This window comes from Nocardia niigatensis NBRC 100131, from assembly GCF_000308655.1.
In the GTDB taxonomy this organism is placed as follows: Bacteria; Actinomycetota; Actinomycetes; order Mycobacteriales; family Mycobacteriaceae; genus Nocardia; species Nocardia niigatensis.
Genome location: NZ_BAGC01000043.1, coordinates 158,173 through 171,280, shown reverse-complemented (window position 1 = coordinate 171,280; position 13,108 = coordinate 158,173). Strand labels below are relative to the sequence as shown.

General features: G+C 69.4%; 10 protein-coding genes and 1 pseudogene. 7 read left to right on the top strand and 4 right to left on the bottom strand.

What is annotated here, in order from left to right; genetic code table 11:
• Positions 1–97 precede the first annotated feature (97 nt).
• Entirely contained in the window at positions 98–1,669 is a 1,572-nt protein-coding gene (locus ON33_RS18155) for a ComEC/Rec2 family competence protein (RefSeq protein ID WP_051152426.1), read from the top strand.
• A gap of 16 nt (positions 1,670–1,685) precedes the next feature.
• Here the strand turns inward: ON33_RS18155 and ON33_RS18150 are convergent, their stop codons facing one another.
• The gene (locus ON33_RS18150) at positions 1,686–2,474 is read right to left on the bottom strand and encodes an alpha/beta fold hydrolase (protein ID WP_040860134.1); all 789 of its coding nucleotides are present in this window, start codon (positions 2,472–2,474) and stop codon (positions 1,686–1,688) included.
• 130 nt (positions 2,475–2,604) lie between these two features.
• Here ON33_RS18150 and holA point away from each other — a divergent pair, with 130 nt between their 5' ends.
• Complete coding sequence (gene holA, locus ON33_RS18145) at positions 2,605–3,579, top strand: DNA polymerase III subunit delta (protein WP_040860133.1); 975 nt, start codon at positions 2,605–2,607, stop codon at positions 3,577–3,579.
• Positions 3,580–3,594: 15 nt separating this feature from the next.
• On the opposite strand, the gene ON33_RS18140 is transcribed toward holA, so the two are convergent.
• Positions 3,595–4,317: an LGFP repeat-containing protein gene (locus tag ON33_RS18140; RefSeq protein ID WP_040860132.1), complete on the bottom strand. Its 723-nt coding sequence runs from the start codon at positions 4,315–4,317 to the stop codon at positions 3,595–3,597.
• 358 nt (positions 4,318–4,675) lie between these two features.
• Complete coding sequence (rpsT, locus tag ON33_RS18135; RefSeq protein ID WP_040860545.1) at positions 4,676–4,939, bottom strand: 30S ribosomal protein S20; 264 nt, start codon at positions 4,937–4,939, stop codon at positions 4,676–4,678.
• A 306-nt stretch (positions 4,940–5,245) separates the two neighbouring features.
• Between rpsT and ON33_RS40575 the strand changes: the two are divergent.
• Together ON33_RS40575 and ON33_RS18130 are read left to right on the top strand one after the other, a co-directional pair.
• Positions 5,246–5,401: pseudogene (locus ON33_RS40575) on the top strand (transglutaminase family protein); the annotation flags it as partial.
• A gap of 64 nt (positions 5,402–5,465) precedes the next feature.
• On the top strand, positions 5,466–6,245 hold the full coding sequence (locus tag ON33_RS18130; protein ID WP_040860131.1) for an aquaporin: 780 nt from the start codon (positions 5,466–5,468) through the stop codon (positions 6,243–6,245).
• 61 nt (positions 6,246–6,306) lie between these two features.
• Here ON33_RS18130 and ON33_RS18125 read toward each other — a convergent pair whose 3' ends face one another.
• Positions 6,307–6,888 (bottom strand): type II toxin-antitoxin system PemK/MazF family toxin, encoded by a 582-nt coding sequence (locus ON33_RS18125; RefSeq protein ID WP_040860130.1) that lies wholly within the window; start codon positions 6,886–6,888, stop codon positions 6,307–6,309.
• Positions 6,889–7,044: 156 nt separating this feature from the next.
• Here ON33_RS18125 and lepA point away from each other — a divergent pair, with 156 nt between their 5' ends.
• The 3 genes from lepA to ON33_RS18110 all read left to right on the top strand — a co-directional run bounded on the left by lepA (position 7,045) and on the right by ON33_RS18110 (position 13,075).
• Positions 7,045–8,892 (top strand): translation elongation factor 4, encoded by a 1,848-nt coding sequence (gene lepA, locus ON33_RS18120; protein ID WP_040860129.1) that lies wholly within the window; start codon positions 7,045–7,047, stop codon positions 8,890–8,892.
• A gap of 212 nt (positions 8,893–9,104) precedes the next feature.
• The gene (locus ON33_RS40570) at positions 9,105–11,264 is read left to right on the top strand and encodes a hypothetical protein (protein WP_040860128.1); all 2,160 of its coding nucleotides are present in this window, start codon (positions 9,105–9,107) and stop codon (positions 11,262–11,264) included.
• On the top strand, positions 11,261–13,075 hold the full coding sequence (locus ON33_RS18110; protein ID WP_245550576.1) for a P-loop NTPase family protein: 1,815 nt from the start codon (positions 11,261–11,263) through the stop codon (positions 13,073–13,075). The genes ON33_RS40570 and ON33_RS18110 overlap by 4 nt, the downstream gene beginning before the upstream one ends.
• Positions 13,076–13,108 lie beyond the last annotated feature (33 nt).

Here is a 13,108-nt window from a genome sequence, read left to right as displayed (position 1 = left end):
GGAGAACACGGGCGCTCGCCGTCCCCGTCTCGGCCGCGCACCCTGATTGCGCGGAACGGCCGGTAGCGGGTCGGCGTGTCGAAATCGGGTGGCGACGATGACGACGGAGCGGGTGGCCGAGGATCGCGCGGATGACCGTGGGCCGGTCGAGGTCGCCGAGGTGCTGGATGCGCGGTTGGTGCCGGCGGCGGTGTGTTGTTGGGGAGCAACGGTTGTGGCGTTGGTCGCGGGGTGGCGGGCCGGGATTGGGGTGGCGGCGGGGTGCGGGCTCGCGGGGATGGGGGTGGGGGCGTTGATGGTGAGGTGGGCGCGGATCGGGCGGGGGAGCGGAGTGGCGTGGGTGGTGTTGGGGGCCTTGGTGATCGGGGCGGGGTTCGGGGTGGCGGGGGCGTGGCACGCACATCGGGTGCAGGCGCATCCGCTGCGGGCGGTGCGAGCCGGGCAGCGGTTGGTGGCGGTGGTGGAGCTGACCGATGATCCGAAACGGGTGTCCGGCAGGCCGTTCGGCGGGCCGAAGGTGATGATGCGGGCCGCGCTGGTGGATTACCGGCTGGGTGGGCGGGTTGTGCATTCCGGCGGGGCGGTGATGGTGATGGCGCCGGCGGCCGGGTGGCGGACCCTGCTGCCCGGGCAGCAGGTGGAATTCCGGGCCCGTGTTGCCCGTCCGTGGCGGCCGGATATGACGATCGCTGTGCTGCGGGCCGAGGCCGCACCCGCTTCGGTGAGCGAGCCACCCTGGTGGCAGCGGGTGGCCGGGCAGGTGCGCGGTGACTTCGCGACCTCCGCCCACCGCGCGCTGTCCGACGATGCCGCGGGCTTGCTGCCGGGCCTGGTCATCGGCGACACCTCGACCCTCACCGACCATGTTCAGGAGAACTTCCGTGAGTCCGATCTGACGCACTTGACCGCTGTCAGCGGGGCGAATGTGACGATTTTGCTGGGGGCCGTCTTGGTTTCGATGCGCACTCTCACGGTGGATCCGCGTATCGGTGCGGTGGCCGCGGGCGCGGCCCTGGTCATGTTCGTGATCCTGGCGCGCCCGTCGCCGAGTGTGCTGCGCGCCGCTGTCATGGGAGCCATTGCGCTGCTTGCTCTCTGCACCGGCCGCCGGAAGCAGGCCCTACCCGCCCTGTGCGCCGCGGTGATCGGATTGCTGGCCTGGTCACCGGGTCTCGCGGTGGACGCGGGTTTCGCTCTGTCGGTGCTGGCCACCGCGGGACTGATCGTGATCGCCCCGGGCTGGTCGGATTGGCTTCGCGCCCATGGGTGGTGGCGTATCCCCGCCGATTCCTTCGCGGTGGCCGCCGCGGCCTTCGTGGTCACCACACCCCTGGTCGTCGCCATGACCGGTCACCTCAGCCTGGTCGCGATCGTGGTGAACATGCTGGTCGAACCGGTGATCGCGCCCATCACCATCCTCGGCGCGATAGGCGCGCTGCTCGCCTGCGTGTGGTCGCCGCTCGGCGCGGTGGTCATGCACTGCACCGCACCGCCACTGTGGTGGCTGCTCACCGTCTCCGATCGCGCTGCGGCTCTGGGAGCTTCGGTCTCGCTACCGACCGGCCTGCGTTCGGGGCTGGTCGCGGCAGTGGTGTGCGCCTTGGTGATCGCGGCGCTGCACCCGTGGCGTGTGCCGGCGGATCCGGAGGCCGACCCGTCGTCCAGCTGAAGGAACCGTCGTCCGGTTAGAGGGAGCTCAGGAACTGGTTGACGGCGGTGGCGAAACCGGCGGGGTCGCCGGCGTAGGCGAAGTGGTCGGTGTCGAGTTCGATCAGGCGGGCGCCCGGGCGGCGGTCGCGCATGGCCTCGGCCATGGCGGCGGGGATGACGCCGTGGGCGGCGCGGATGAGGAGCGCCGGGGAGGTGCCGGCGAGCCAGTCGGACCAGTGGTCGCCGTGGACCAGGTCCTCGGAGGCGACGATGTCGAGGGGGTGGAAGGGCAGGCTCCAGGAGCCGTCGGCGCGCTCGCGGACCAGCGCGCCGAAGTGGGCGGCCATCGGGCCCATGGCCTCGATCAGCTGCTCGCGGGTGGCCGCCTCGTAGGGGAGGCCGGCCACGAAGCCCAGCGGATTGTGGCCGTCGAGGCCGAGGGCGGCGGGTGCGTCGACATCGATGATGGCGTCGACACGCTCCGGGTGGCGGGCGGCGAACTGGTAAGCGTTGATGCCGCCGAGCGAATGACCCAGGAGCACAGCGCGTTCCAGGCCGAGGTGGTCGAGCAGGGCCAGGATGTCGGCGAGGTAGCCGTCGCGGGTGTAGTCGGCCGCCCGATCGGAGTGGCCGTGGCCGCGCTGGTCGAGGGCGATGAGCCGCCACCCCGCCGACAGCCGCCCGGCCAGATCGGCGAAGCTCTCGCCGTCGGACATGTGCCCGTGCAGCGCGATGACGGTTCGGCCGTCACCACCGAACTTCAGGTAGGACAGGCCGCGGCCGTCGATATAGAAGCTGCTGCGGGCGGTGGTGTGCGTGGTCATGGTCCGACTCTAATGGAGAATTGAACAATTGTGCAAGACAAATGAATTAGACGTACGTATCGGTCTCGCTCGACGGCCGGACCGGGTGCGGGATGCCGGGGTTGTCGGGGCGGACTCGTAGGATCGGGGCGTGAACCAGCGACCCGCGCCCCTGCATCTCGTGCTCGGTGAAGAGGAATTGCTGATCGAGCGGGCGGTGGCGGCAATTACCGCACAGGCCCGGGCCGCCTCGGCCGTGGCGGACGCGCTGCCGGTGGATCGGCTGCGGGCGGGGGATGCCAGCAGCGCGGAACTGGCGGAGCTGCTGAGTCCTTCGCTGTTCGCCGAAGATCGGGTGATCGTGCTGGAGTCGGCCGCCGAGGCCGGCAAGGACGCGGTCGCGGTCATCCAGGACGCGGCCACCGCCCCGCCCGAGGGCGTGGTGCTGGTGGTGCTGCACAGCGGCGGCGGGCGCGCCAAGGCGCTGGCCCCGGCCCTGCAGAAGCTGGGTGCGGTGGTGCACGACTGCGCGAAGCTCACCAAGGCGGGCGAGCGAGTCGAGTTCGTGCGCAACGAGTTCCGGGCCGCCAACGTGCGGGTGCCGGCGGACGTGGTGCAGGCCATCATCGAGGCCGTCGGCTCGGATCTGCGTGAACTCGCCGCCGCCAGTTCGCAATTGGCGGCCGATACCGGCGGCAAGGTGGATCTCGCGGCGGTGCGTCGGTACTACTCGGGCAAGGCCGAGGTGACCGGATTCGATGTCGCCGATCTGGCCGTGTCGGGCGATCGGCCCGCCGCCATGGAGGCGCTGCGCTGGGCCATCGATCGCGGCGTCCCGGCGGTACTGCTCGCGGACGCCCTCGCGGACTCGGTGCACACCATCGCCCGCGTCGGTTCGGCCGGCCGCGGCGACCCGTTCAAGATGGCGAGTGACCTGGGCATGCCGCCGTGGAAGGTGAAGAAGGCGCAGGGTCAGGCGCGCGGCTGGACCGGCGCGTCCATCGGCGCCGCGCTGCAGGTGGTGGCCGCGCTCAACGCCGACGTCAAGGGCCAGGCGGCCGATTCGGATTACGCGCTGGAGCACGCACTCTCGCGCATTCTGGACCTGCGCGAGAGCGCCTCGTAACCCGGGCGCCCCGGACTACTGCCCGTCCGGCTTCCAGGTGATCTTGCCGCCCTGGAATTCCTGGGCCTTGCCGCCCTGATAGTCGTATTCGTCGCTGGTCGGGTAGCCGTAGCGGCCGTTCTCCGCACCGTTGCGCACCCACTCGTCGCGGATCGAACCCCACACCACATGGGTTCCGGTCTTCTGGGTGGAGTAGAGGGCCCCGCCCTCGAACAGCTGCTCGTGAGTGGTCGAGCTGTTGGTCTTGTTCTCGTCGGCGATGGGGAAGCCCAGCGGGCTGCTCTCCCAGCCGACCGCGGAGTACTTGTCACGGATCACGCCGCTGATCACATGGGTGCCCGAGCCCAGCGACCAGTAGATCGAGCCGCCCTGGAAGTGCTGGAAGCGGCCGGGTTTCGAGGTCTGCCCCTCGTCCGACACCGGGTACTTCAGCGAGCCCGACTCGCCGCCCGCGCCCCTCCACTTGTCCCGGATGGCGCCGCCGATGGCGTGCGCGTCGGTGGCCGGGGTCCAGTAGATGGAGACGTTGTTGACGAAGTCCTGCTTCTTGCCGCCGCCCGCGGCGTCGCTCTCCGGAGTGGTGGGGTCACCGAAGAAATCCGGTCCGCCCGCCGCGTCGTACTCGACCTCGATGGCCCCGCCCACCTCGAACGGACCGATGGGCCGCGCGGCTGCCACCCCCATTCCGCCGGTCAGCGCGACCGCGGCCACGCTGACGGCCAGCGTGCCCCGGGTCAAGGACGAATGGTGGTCACGACGCAGCGATGCCAAGAGATCTCCCAATGCCGGTTTTCAGTAAACCCCCGACGGTTCGCAGTCATACTGCTTCGTTCGACGCCGGTCGGCAAGTGTGTCGGTCGTAACGGACGCTACAACTGATCTCGTAGCGGCCGAGGTAACTCCCCGGGCGCGGCCGAAATTGTTTCGGCACTGGACCGCCGGCACGCGTGCGCGGCGGTTGGCGGCACCTGAGCCGGGCTTCGTGCGGGGAGGCGGAGCCGCAGTCGCGGGGAGGCGGGTATGTCAAAAGCCGCCGTGGTCTTCGTGGCCACGGCGGCGGTGAGAAGCATGTTGCCGGTAGACGTACCGGGCAGAATCAGCCGAGCTTGTTGAAAGCCAGCGACAGGGCCGACTTCTTGTTGGCGGCCTGGTTGGCGTGAATAACGCCCTTGGAGGCGGCCTTGTCCAGGCCCTTGCTCGCGGACTGCATCAGCTCGAGCGCCTTGTCCTTCTCGCCCGCCGCAGCGGCCTCGCGGAACTTGCGGATCGAGGTGCGCAGCGCGGACTTCACCGACTGGTTGCGCTGGCGCGCAAGCTCGTTGGTGCGGATCCGCTTCATCTGGGACTTGATGTTGGCCACGCCTGTTTCCTCGTGTTCCTTCACTTGGTGGTGTATGCGGGATGCAAAGTCTTCGGGCGCGTACTACGAGAGGGGCAGTTGCAGCGCCGACAGTCGAGGCTACCAGGCGACGCGGCGAGGTATGAAATCGAGCCTGTCCGCCACATGGCCGCAACCAGAAATCCATCGCCGTCCAACTGCGTGTTGCCCCTGCGTGATGGGCTATTTTTGCATGCTCCCCGCCCGCACTCCCCCCGGCCGGGCTGGAACGCTACGGCGAGCAGACCATCCTGCGCGACCTCCCGGACCTGTTCGCCGCACCGCGTGGCGTGGACCGGGCAGTGGTGGGGTTACGACCGGACCGACAACATCCCGGTCGGTGTCGGTCGTGATTACGCGGATGTGCCCCGACTCAAAGGTATCTTCAGCGGGAGCGGCTCGACCGATCTCGAGGTCGTGGTGGAGATAACCCGCCTGGCCTGAGGCGTTTTCTGCTCGCGCCGCCACATCTTGCCGGTGCGTTGTCCATGCAAGCGGAAGGTAGCCGATGTCTCCCACAGCTCAGGAAGTCGCCGAGGATCTCACCGAACTACGTCCGCCCACCTTGGTGCGCAAAATATTCGCCGAGGGTCTGGGCACATTCGTGCTGGTGCTGGGTGGTGTCGGCACCGCGGTGCTGGCGGGGAACCGGGTCGGGGTGCTCGGGGTGGCGCTGGCGTTCGGTCTGTCGCTGCTGTTCCTGGTGTACTCGATCGGGCCGATCTCGGGTTGCCACGTGAACCCGGCTGTCACCGTCGGTCACCTGCTGCTGGGACGCTTGAATGTCGTACAGGCGGTGGCCTACTGGGTCGCGCAGCTCATCGGCGGCCTGGTTGCGGGCGCGGTCATCTACGCCATCGCCAAGAACCTGCCCTCCTACGATCGCGCCAAAGACGGCCTCGCCGCGAACGGCTGGGGCGAGCACAGTCCCTCGAGGCTGGTGCTCGGTGACGTCACCACCAACGGGTACGGCTTGGCGGCGGCCATCGCGGTCGAGGTGATCCTGACCGCGCTGCTGGTCTTCGTGGTGCTGGCCTCCACCGACCAGCTCTCCGACATCCCGCTCGCGGGGCTCTCGATCGGCGTCACGCTGGCCGTGGTCAACCTGATCTCGATCCCGGTCGACAACACCTCGGTGAACCCCGCCCGCAGCCTGGCGGTCGCCTTCTATCAGGACGGCGCGCCCGCCCAGCTCTGGGTGTTCATCGTCTTCCCGCTGGTCGGCGGCTTGCTCGGCGCCCTCGTCTACGGGATGCTGTACGGCCGCTCGCGCAATATGGAAAGCTGACCCCTCGTCGATCCCGAACCCCGCTCCGCCGGAGCGGGGTTCGTTCGTTCCCGGGACCGCGCTAGTGCCAGTGGTATTCGGCGCACAGCCGGTGTGCCACCTTGTCGAACGTCTTGCGGGGGACGATCGCGCCCTCGCGGCGGATGCCCATCTCGGGGACGTCGAGGACGCGATCGAGCCGCACCCAGCTGTCACGTTCGGCGCTGTCCCACGGGCCGGAGCCGATGCCCACCCAGTTGTGGTGGTCGGCGTGTTCGGAGTTCGAGGACAGCATCAGCCCGAGCAGCGTGTCGCCCTCGCGGCCGACGACCAGCACCGGGCGGTCCTTGCCGTTGTCGGGGTCCTCCTCGTAGGGCACCCAGGTCCACACGATCTCGCCCGGATCGGCCCGGCCGTCCAGCTGCGGGCTGTAGATGATGCGGCGCGCGCGTTCATGCGACGGCACGCCCGCCGACGAGGTCGGCCGGACGTTGACCCCCGGCCCCTTGCGCGGCGTGCTCACCGCCTTCAGCGCGCGGTCCAGCATCGTCGACTGCCGCACCCGCCCGATCAACTTCGGAGCCTGCTGCGTGACGAGCTGAGCACCCTGCTCTTTAGCCACGATCCCCAACTGCTTCCCCAGAGCGTTCCACCTGCCGGCCATGCCCGGCAGCCTAACGGCGGACAACGCGATTCTCATCCGTACCGGATCTGCTTGCGCCGATGCACCGTTCGCACGCGGGGAACGCCGGGGCGAGGACATTCGGTCCAACACCGTAGACTTGCCGGTTGACATGCCGCTGTTTCGCCATGCCGAGGAGTGACTCCGATTAGCAGCTTCGCCGACACGACGTTCACCGATCCCACACGGATCAGGAACTTCTGCATCATCGCGCACATCGACCACGGGAAGTCGACCCTGGCCGACCGCATGCTGCAACTCACCGGAGTGGTCGAGGAGCGGGCGATGCGCGCCCAGTACCTGGACCGCATGGATATCGAGCGTGAGCGCGGCATCACCATCAAGGCCCAGAACGTGCGGCTACCGTGGCAGGTCGACGGTGAGGACTACGTCCTGCACCTGATCGACACCCCCGGACACGTCGACTTCACCTACGAGGTCTCGCGTGCGCTGGAGGCCTGTGAGGGCGCGGTGCTGCTGGTCGACGCCGCGCAGGGCATCGAGGCGCAGACCCTGGCCAACCTCTACCTGGCCATGGAGCGCGACCTCACCATCATCCCGGTGCTCAATAAGATCGACCTCCCGGCCGCGGACCCGGACCGCTACGCCGCCGAGATCGCGCACATCGTGGGCTGCGAGCCCGAGGATGTGCTGCGGGTGTCGGGCAAGACCGGCGTCGGCGTGCCCGAGCTGCTGAACAAGGTGATCGCGGAGATCCCGGCGCCGGTCGGCGATGCCGACGCGCCCGCGCGTGCGCTCATCTTCGACTCGGTCTACGACACCTACCGCGGCGTCGTCACCTACGTGCGGGTGGTGGACGGCAAGCTGACCCCGCGTCAGAAGATCAAGATGATGTCCACCGGCGCGACCCACGAACTGCTGGAGATCGGCATCGTCTCGCCCGAGCCCAAGCCCACCCAGGGCCTCGGCGTCGGCGAGGTGGGCTACCTCATCACCGGTGTGAAGGACGTCCGCCAGTCGAAGGTCGGTGACACCGTCACCTCGGCGCGCGACGGCGCGACCGAGGCGCTGGCCGGCTATCAGGAACCGCGGCCGATGGTCTACTCGGGCCTGTACCCGGTCGACGGCTCCGATTACCCGGACCTGCGTGACGCGCTGGACAAGCTGCAGCTCAACGACGCCGCGCTGACCTACGTCCCGGAGACCTCCGTGGCCCTCGGCTTCGGATTCCGTTGCGGCTTCCTGGGTCTGCTGCACATGGAGATCACCCGCGAGCGGCTGCAGCGCGAGTTCGGCCTCGACCTGATCTCCACCGCGCCCAACGTGATCTATCGCGTGGTCATGGAGGACGGCAGCGAGCATGTGGTCACCAACCCGTCGTTCTGGCCGGAGGGCAAGACGCGGGAGATCTACGAGCCGATCACCAAGTGCACCGTCATCGCGCCCAGCGAGTTCGTCGGCACCATCATGGAGCTGTGCCAGGCGCGGCGCGGCGAGCTGCTCGGCATGGACTACCTGTCCGAGACCCGTGTGGAGATGCGGTACACGCTGCCGATGGCGGAGATCATCTTCGACTTCTTCGACTCGCTGAAGTCGCGCACCCGCGGCTACGCCTCGCTCGACTACGAGGAGGCCGGCGAGCAGCAGGCCGATCTGGTCAAGGTGGACATCCTGCTGCAGGGTGAGGCCGTCGACGCGTTCTCGGCGATCGTGCACAAGGACGCGGCGCAGGCCTACGGGCACAAGATGACCACCAAGCTGCGCGAGCTCATTCCCCGGCAGCAGTTCGAGGTGCCGATCCAGGCCGCCATCGGCTCGAAGATCATTGCGCGCGAGAACATCCGGGCGATCCGCAAGGACGTGCTCGCCAAGTGCTACGGCGGTGACATCAGCCGTAAGCGCAAGCTGCTGGAGAAGCAGAAGGAAGGCAAGAAGCGCATGAAGACGATCGGTCGCGTGGACGTGCCGCAGGAAGCCTTCGTGGCCGCGCTGTCCACGGATTCGGCGTCGGACAAGAAGAAGTAGGAACACGCGGTCGGATGCAAGGTTCGGTGTGCAACCGGAAACTGGGTCTTCCGTACTTATATGCCGGGTGACAAGCTATGTGACGCACCGCTGTGCACACCGCCTCCGAACTGGCGGATGTGACAGACCGGTTATCCGGAAATAGGGTGTGAAACGAGTTTGGTTCGGCGGCCCGCACGGCGGGTCGCCGAAGCCCTGAGAGCGGAGCCCAGATGACACGTGATCTGCCCTTCGACGACGCTGCCGGTGCCGATGACAACGGCGGAGACGCCGCCTACCGCATTGCCAACGGAGTCGCGCGCGTGGCCAGGGCAGGTGCGTACGTGACCGGTGGCGCGCTCATCGCCGCCGGTGGCAATCACGGCGGCACCCCGGCCATCAACCACGACAGTAAGAACGTGGGCTGGTCGCAGGTCGAGGACCCGCAGCCGAACGTGCCGAGCCCGACCATCACCTTCCCGGACCTGACCGCGGATTCGGTGCTGCCGCACCACGGTCCGGCGGCCGCGCCGGTGAACGCGCCCTTCGGCCCACTCGGCGACTCCGGCCACGGCGATTTCCAGCACGGCACCGACGCGGGACTGTTCCCGTCGCTCGACGCCATCCCGAGCCCGGACCCGGCGATCTCCGGCTTCCACGGCCTCGGCCTGCCCGACACCGACACCGGTGCGTCCGGCCTGCCGGGCTACGGCCCGCGCCCCGGCTGGGGTCTGCCGCTGGAGAACTCCAATGACCAGCAGGTGGATTCGACTCCGGCGCAGCCGCATCTGCCGACCCTCGATCAGCAGCAGCCGAACTTCCTGCAGGGCCTGCCCGGCTTCGGGCTGCCCGGCGCGACCGGGATGCACCTGCCCGGCATGAACGGCGCGTCCTTCGCGCCCAGTGCCGGCACCGGTCTCGCCGACCACTCCAACGCCTTCGACGGCATCGGCGGCACCGCCGGCCATGGCACGGGTGTGTTCGTCGGCACCGATTGGTCCTTCGACGCCCATGTCGGGCTGGACGGCGCGTGGGTGCACTCGAACCTGCAGGTGAACGTGGGCGTCGGTGCGGTCGGGCACCAGCTCGATGCCTTCGGTCAGCAGCTGGGACAGGGCATTTCGCACATCCCGGAGAACACGACGCTGCCGAACAATGGCGGCGCGCCGAGCCTGCCGGGCGCTTCGACGCCCAACAACCTGGGTACGCCGTTCCCTTCGCAGGGCTCCTCGACGCCCGCCGGGGTGAGTTCCGTTCCGGGCCAGAGCATGTCCGCGATTCCGACGGGCGCCGCGCCCACTTCCGGTGTGCCGGGCGCCAATTCGCCGGCGCCGTCGAGCGGCTCGCCGTTGAACCTGGCCGGGGCCCAGAGCCCGGCGGCACCGTCGGGTCCGCTGTCCCTCGCGACCTCGCCGGTCGCGTCGCCGACGCCGTCCGCGCCGATGACCTTGACGCCGCCGGCCGCGCCCGCGCCCGTGGCGCCCGCCCCTGTCGCCCCGGTGTCGGTTGTGCAGCCGGTCGCGGTGACGCCGTTGCAGACCACCATCCAGCCCGATGCCGCCAACCAGCCGATCGCGAATCTGCTGTCGACGCACGGCGGTCCGTCGCCGCTGACCGCGCCGGCGGCCGTGGTGCCCGCCCTGTTCGATCACGGTCGTCAGCCCGTGCTGGCCAGTGGTGAGCCCACCACGCCCGGCCACCCCGCACCGCTGGTGGACAAGCCGGTCACGCCGGCGACCACGCCGACGCCCGCGGCCCCGCACGTGAGCGTGCCGGCCAAGACCGATCCCATGCCGGTGCTCACCACCGTGCCGCCGATTCCGACCACCAAGATCCCGGGCCTGGACCCCGATCTCACCAAGGGCGGCACCCCGGTCGTCACCCCGCCGGTGACCTCCGGTGGCGACACCGATATCACCACCAAGCCGCAGAAGCCGGCCGACGACTCCGGGACCCACGGCAGCACGCCGACCGTCACGGTGCCGACCGACGAACCGGTACCGACCCACCAGCCGACCGTGACCAACCCGCCGCACCCGACGGCCCCGACCGTGCAGCCGACGGTGCCGACGGTGCCGGATCACGCTGGGCAGCCGAGTGTTTCGGCCGCGCCCGTGCCGACCGTCGCGCCGGCCCCGACCGTGCAGCAGCCGATCACCACGCCGCCGCACATCGACCCGCCGCAGCCCGTGAAACCCATAGCGGACCAGTTCGATTCGGGTAACCACGTGCTGCCGATCGCCGACGACTCCGCGCTGCACCCGCTCTCGGTGCACGACGGTGGTCTGCTGGTGCACGATGCCGGGCTGTTCTCCGGTCTCGGTCCCGATGTCTCGTTCGTCGACGCTCATTACCCGGTGCAGGGTCCGGGCGATCACATGCTGCTGCTGTGAGCGCCCCCGGTCATCAGGTTGCGGTGAAGAATCCCGATGCGCTGGGCCCGCTGGTCGAGCTGCTCGATCGGCTGCTCGAGCTGACCCATGCCGCCGGCCGGCTCGATCTGTCCGGGCGGCTGGGTATCGCGCGTGCGCGCCTGGCCGATCCGCGGGTGCGGCTGGTCGTGGTGGGCGAATCCAAGAGCGGCATGAGCACGCTGGTCAACAGCCTGGTCGGGGCCGCGGTGAGCGCCACCGAGGGCCAGGCCAGCGTGCCGGTGATCGCCGAGTACGGGCCGAAACCCAGTGCGACGCTGGTGAAGGCGGGCTCGGGCGGCATCGCCCAGCGCACCGCCGTGGATCCGCAGGCCGCGCTGGCCGAGCTGGATTCCGGTGATGTCATCAGGGCCGAGTTCACCCAGCCCAGCCCGCTGCTGGCGGAGGGCTTCGTGGTGCTGGACGCGCCCGGCGCGCCCGCCGAGGCGCCGGCCACCTGGTCGCTGATCGCCGCCGCGGACGCGGTGCTGTACGTGGCCGATGCCCGGACGCCGTTCACCCCCACGCAGATCGAGCAGCTGCAGCGGATTGAGCAGGTGTGCCCGACGGTCGTCTGCGTGCTCAACAAGATCGACCAGTATCCGCAGTGGCCGCAGGTGCAGCAGCACGACCGGCAGCTGCTCGACGACGCCGGGCTGGCCTTCGCGGTGGCCCCGGCCTCGGCGCGGCTGCACGAGCACGCCACCGCCGCGGGGGACGCGCAGCTGGATCTGGAATCCGGTGTGCCGCAACTGCTCGACCATCTGCGCTCCTATGTGCTGGGCCGGGCGGACGCCGTCGCGGTGGAGGCCGCGGTGCGCGATATCCGGCTCATCACCGACCATTTGTCGCTGGCACTGCGCAGTGAGGCCGAGACGCTGCGGGATCCGCGCCGGCTCACCGTCATCACCGAGCAGCTGCGCCGCACCCGCGAGGAGGCCGAGCAGCTGCGGCAGCGCTCCGCCAACTGGCAGGTCACCCTGGCCGACGGCGCGGGTGAGCTGATGGCCGACACCGAACACGATCTGCGGCACCGGCTGCGCAGCCTGATCCGCGACGCCGAGGCCGACATCATGAAGGGCGATCCGGTCCGGCGCTGGGCGGATTTCGGCGCGGAGCTGGACGCCAAGATCTGTGAGGCGGTGGAGGAGAACTTCGTCATCGCCCACTACCGGTCGGTGGAGCTGGCCGAGCAGGTGGCGGCCAAGTTCCCCGACAGCGGCATCCCCACCCCCGATCTCAAGCTCGACAATCCGGGCGATGTCGGCGAGGTGCTGGAACCCGTTGCGGCGCTGGACAATCTGGACAGCGCCAAGCACGGCATCACCCAGCAGGTGCTGACCGCCCTGCGCGGCTCCTACGGCGGTCTGCTGATGGTCGGCCTCATCACCAGCCTGCTGCACATGTCGCTGGTGAACTGGTACTCCGGCGGCGCGGCCGTGCTGCTCGGCGTGAACGCGCTGTGGGACGACCGCAAGGCCCGCCGCCAGCGCCGCCAGGCCGAGGCCAAGATGGCGGTGGCCCGGCTCATGGACGACGTGATCTTCCAGGTGAGCAAGGAGTCCCGCTACCGGCTGCGCGCGGTGCAGCGCAGCCTGCGCGATCACTTCACCGAGATCGCCACGGCCACACTGCGTTCGGTGGACGCCTCGCTGCGCGCCGCCGAGGAGGCGGCCACCGTCCACTCGGGCGCGGGCCGCGAGGCCCGGCTCACCGAGATCGAGCGCTCACTGGTCCGGCTGCGCGATATCCGCGAGCATGCCGACATGATCGGCGAGAATCCCGCCTACTGAGTCGAGAACACCTGAGAACCAAGGGAATCGGCC

Coding starts and splice junctions, on each gene's coding strand:
- ON33_RS18125 (WP_040860130.1), bottom strand. CDS start 6,888: ATGGCCGGCAGGTGGAACGCTCTGGGGAAGCAGTTGGGGATCGTGGCT.
- ON33_RS18130 (WP_040860131.1), top strand. CDS start 5,466: ATGTCTCCCACAGCTCAGGAAGTCGCCGAGGATCTCACCGAACTACGT.
- ON33_RS18155 (WP_051152426.1), top strand. CDS start 98: ATGACGACGGAGCGGGTGGCCGAGGATCGCGCGGATGACCGTGGGCCG.
- ON33_RS40570 (WP_040860128.1), top strand. CDS start 9,105: ATGACACGTGATCTGCCCTTCGACGACGCTGCCGGTGCCGATGACAAC.
- ON33_RS18150 (WP_040860134.1), bottom strand. CDS start 2,474: ATGACCACGCACACCACCGCCCGCAGCAGCTTCTATATCGACGGCCGC.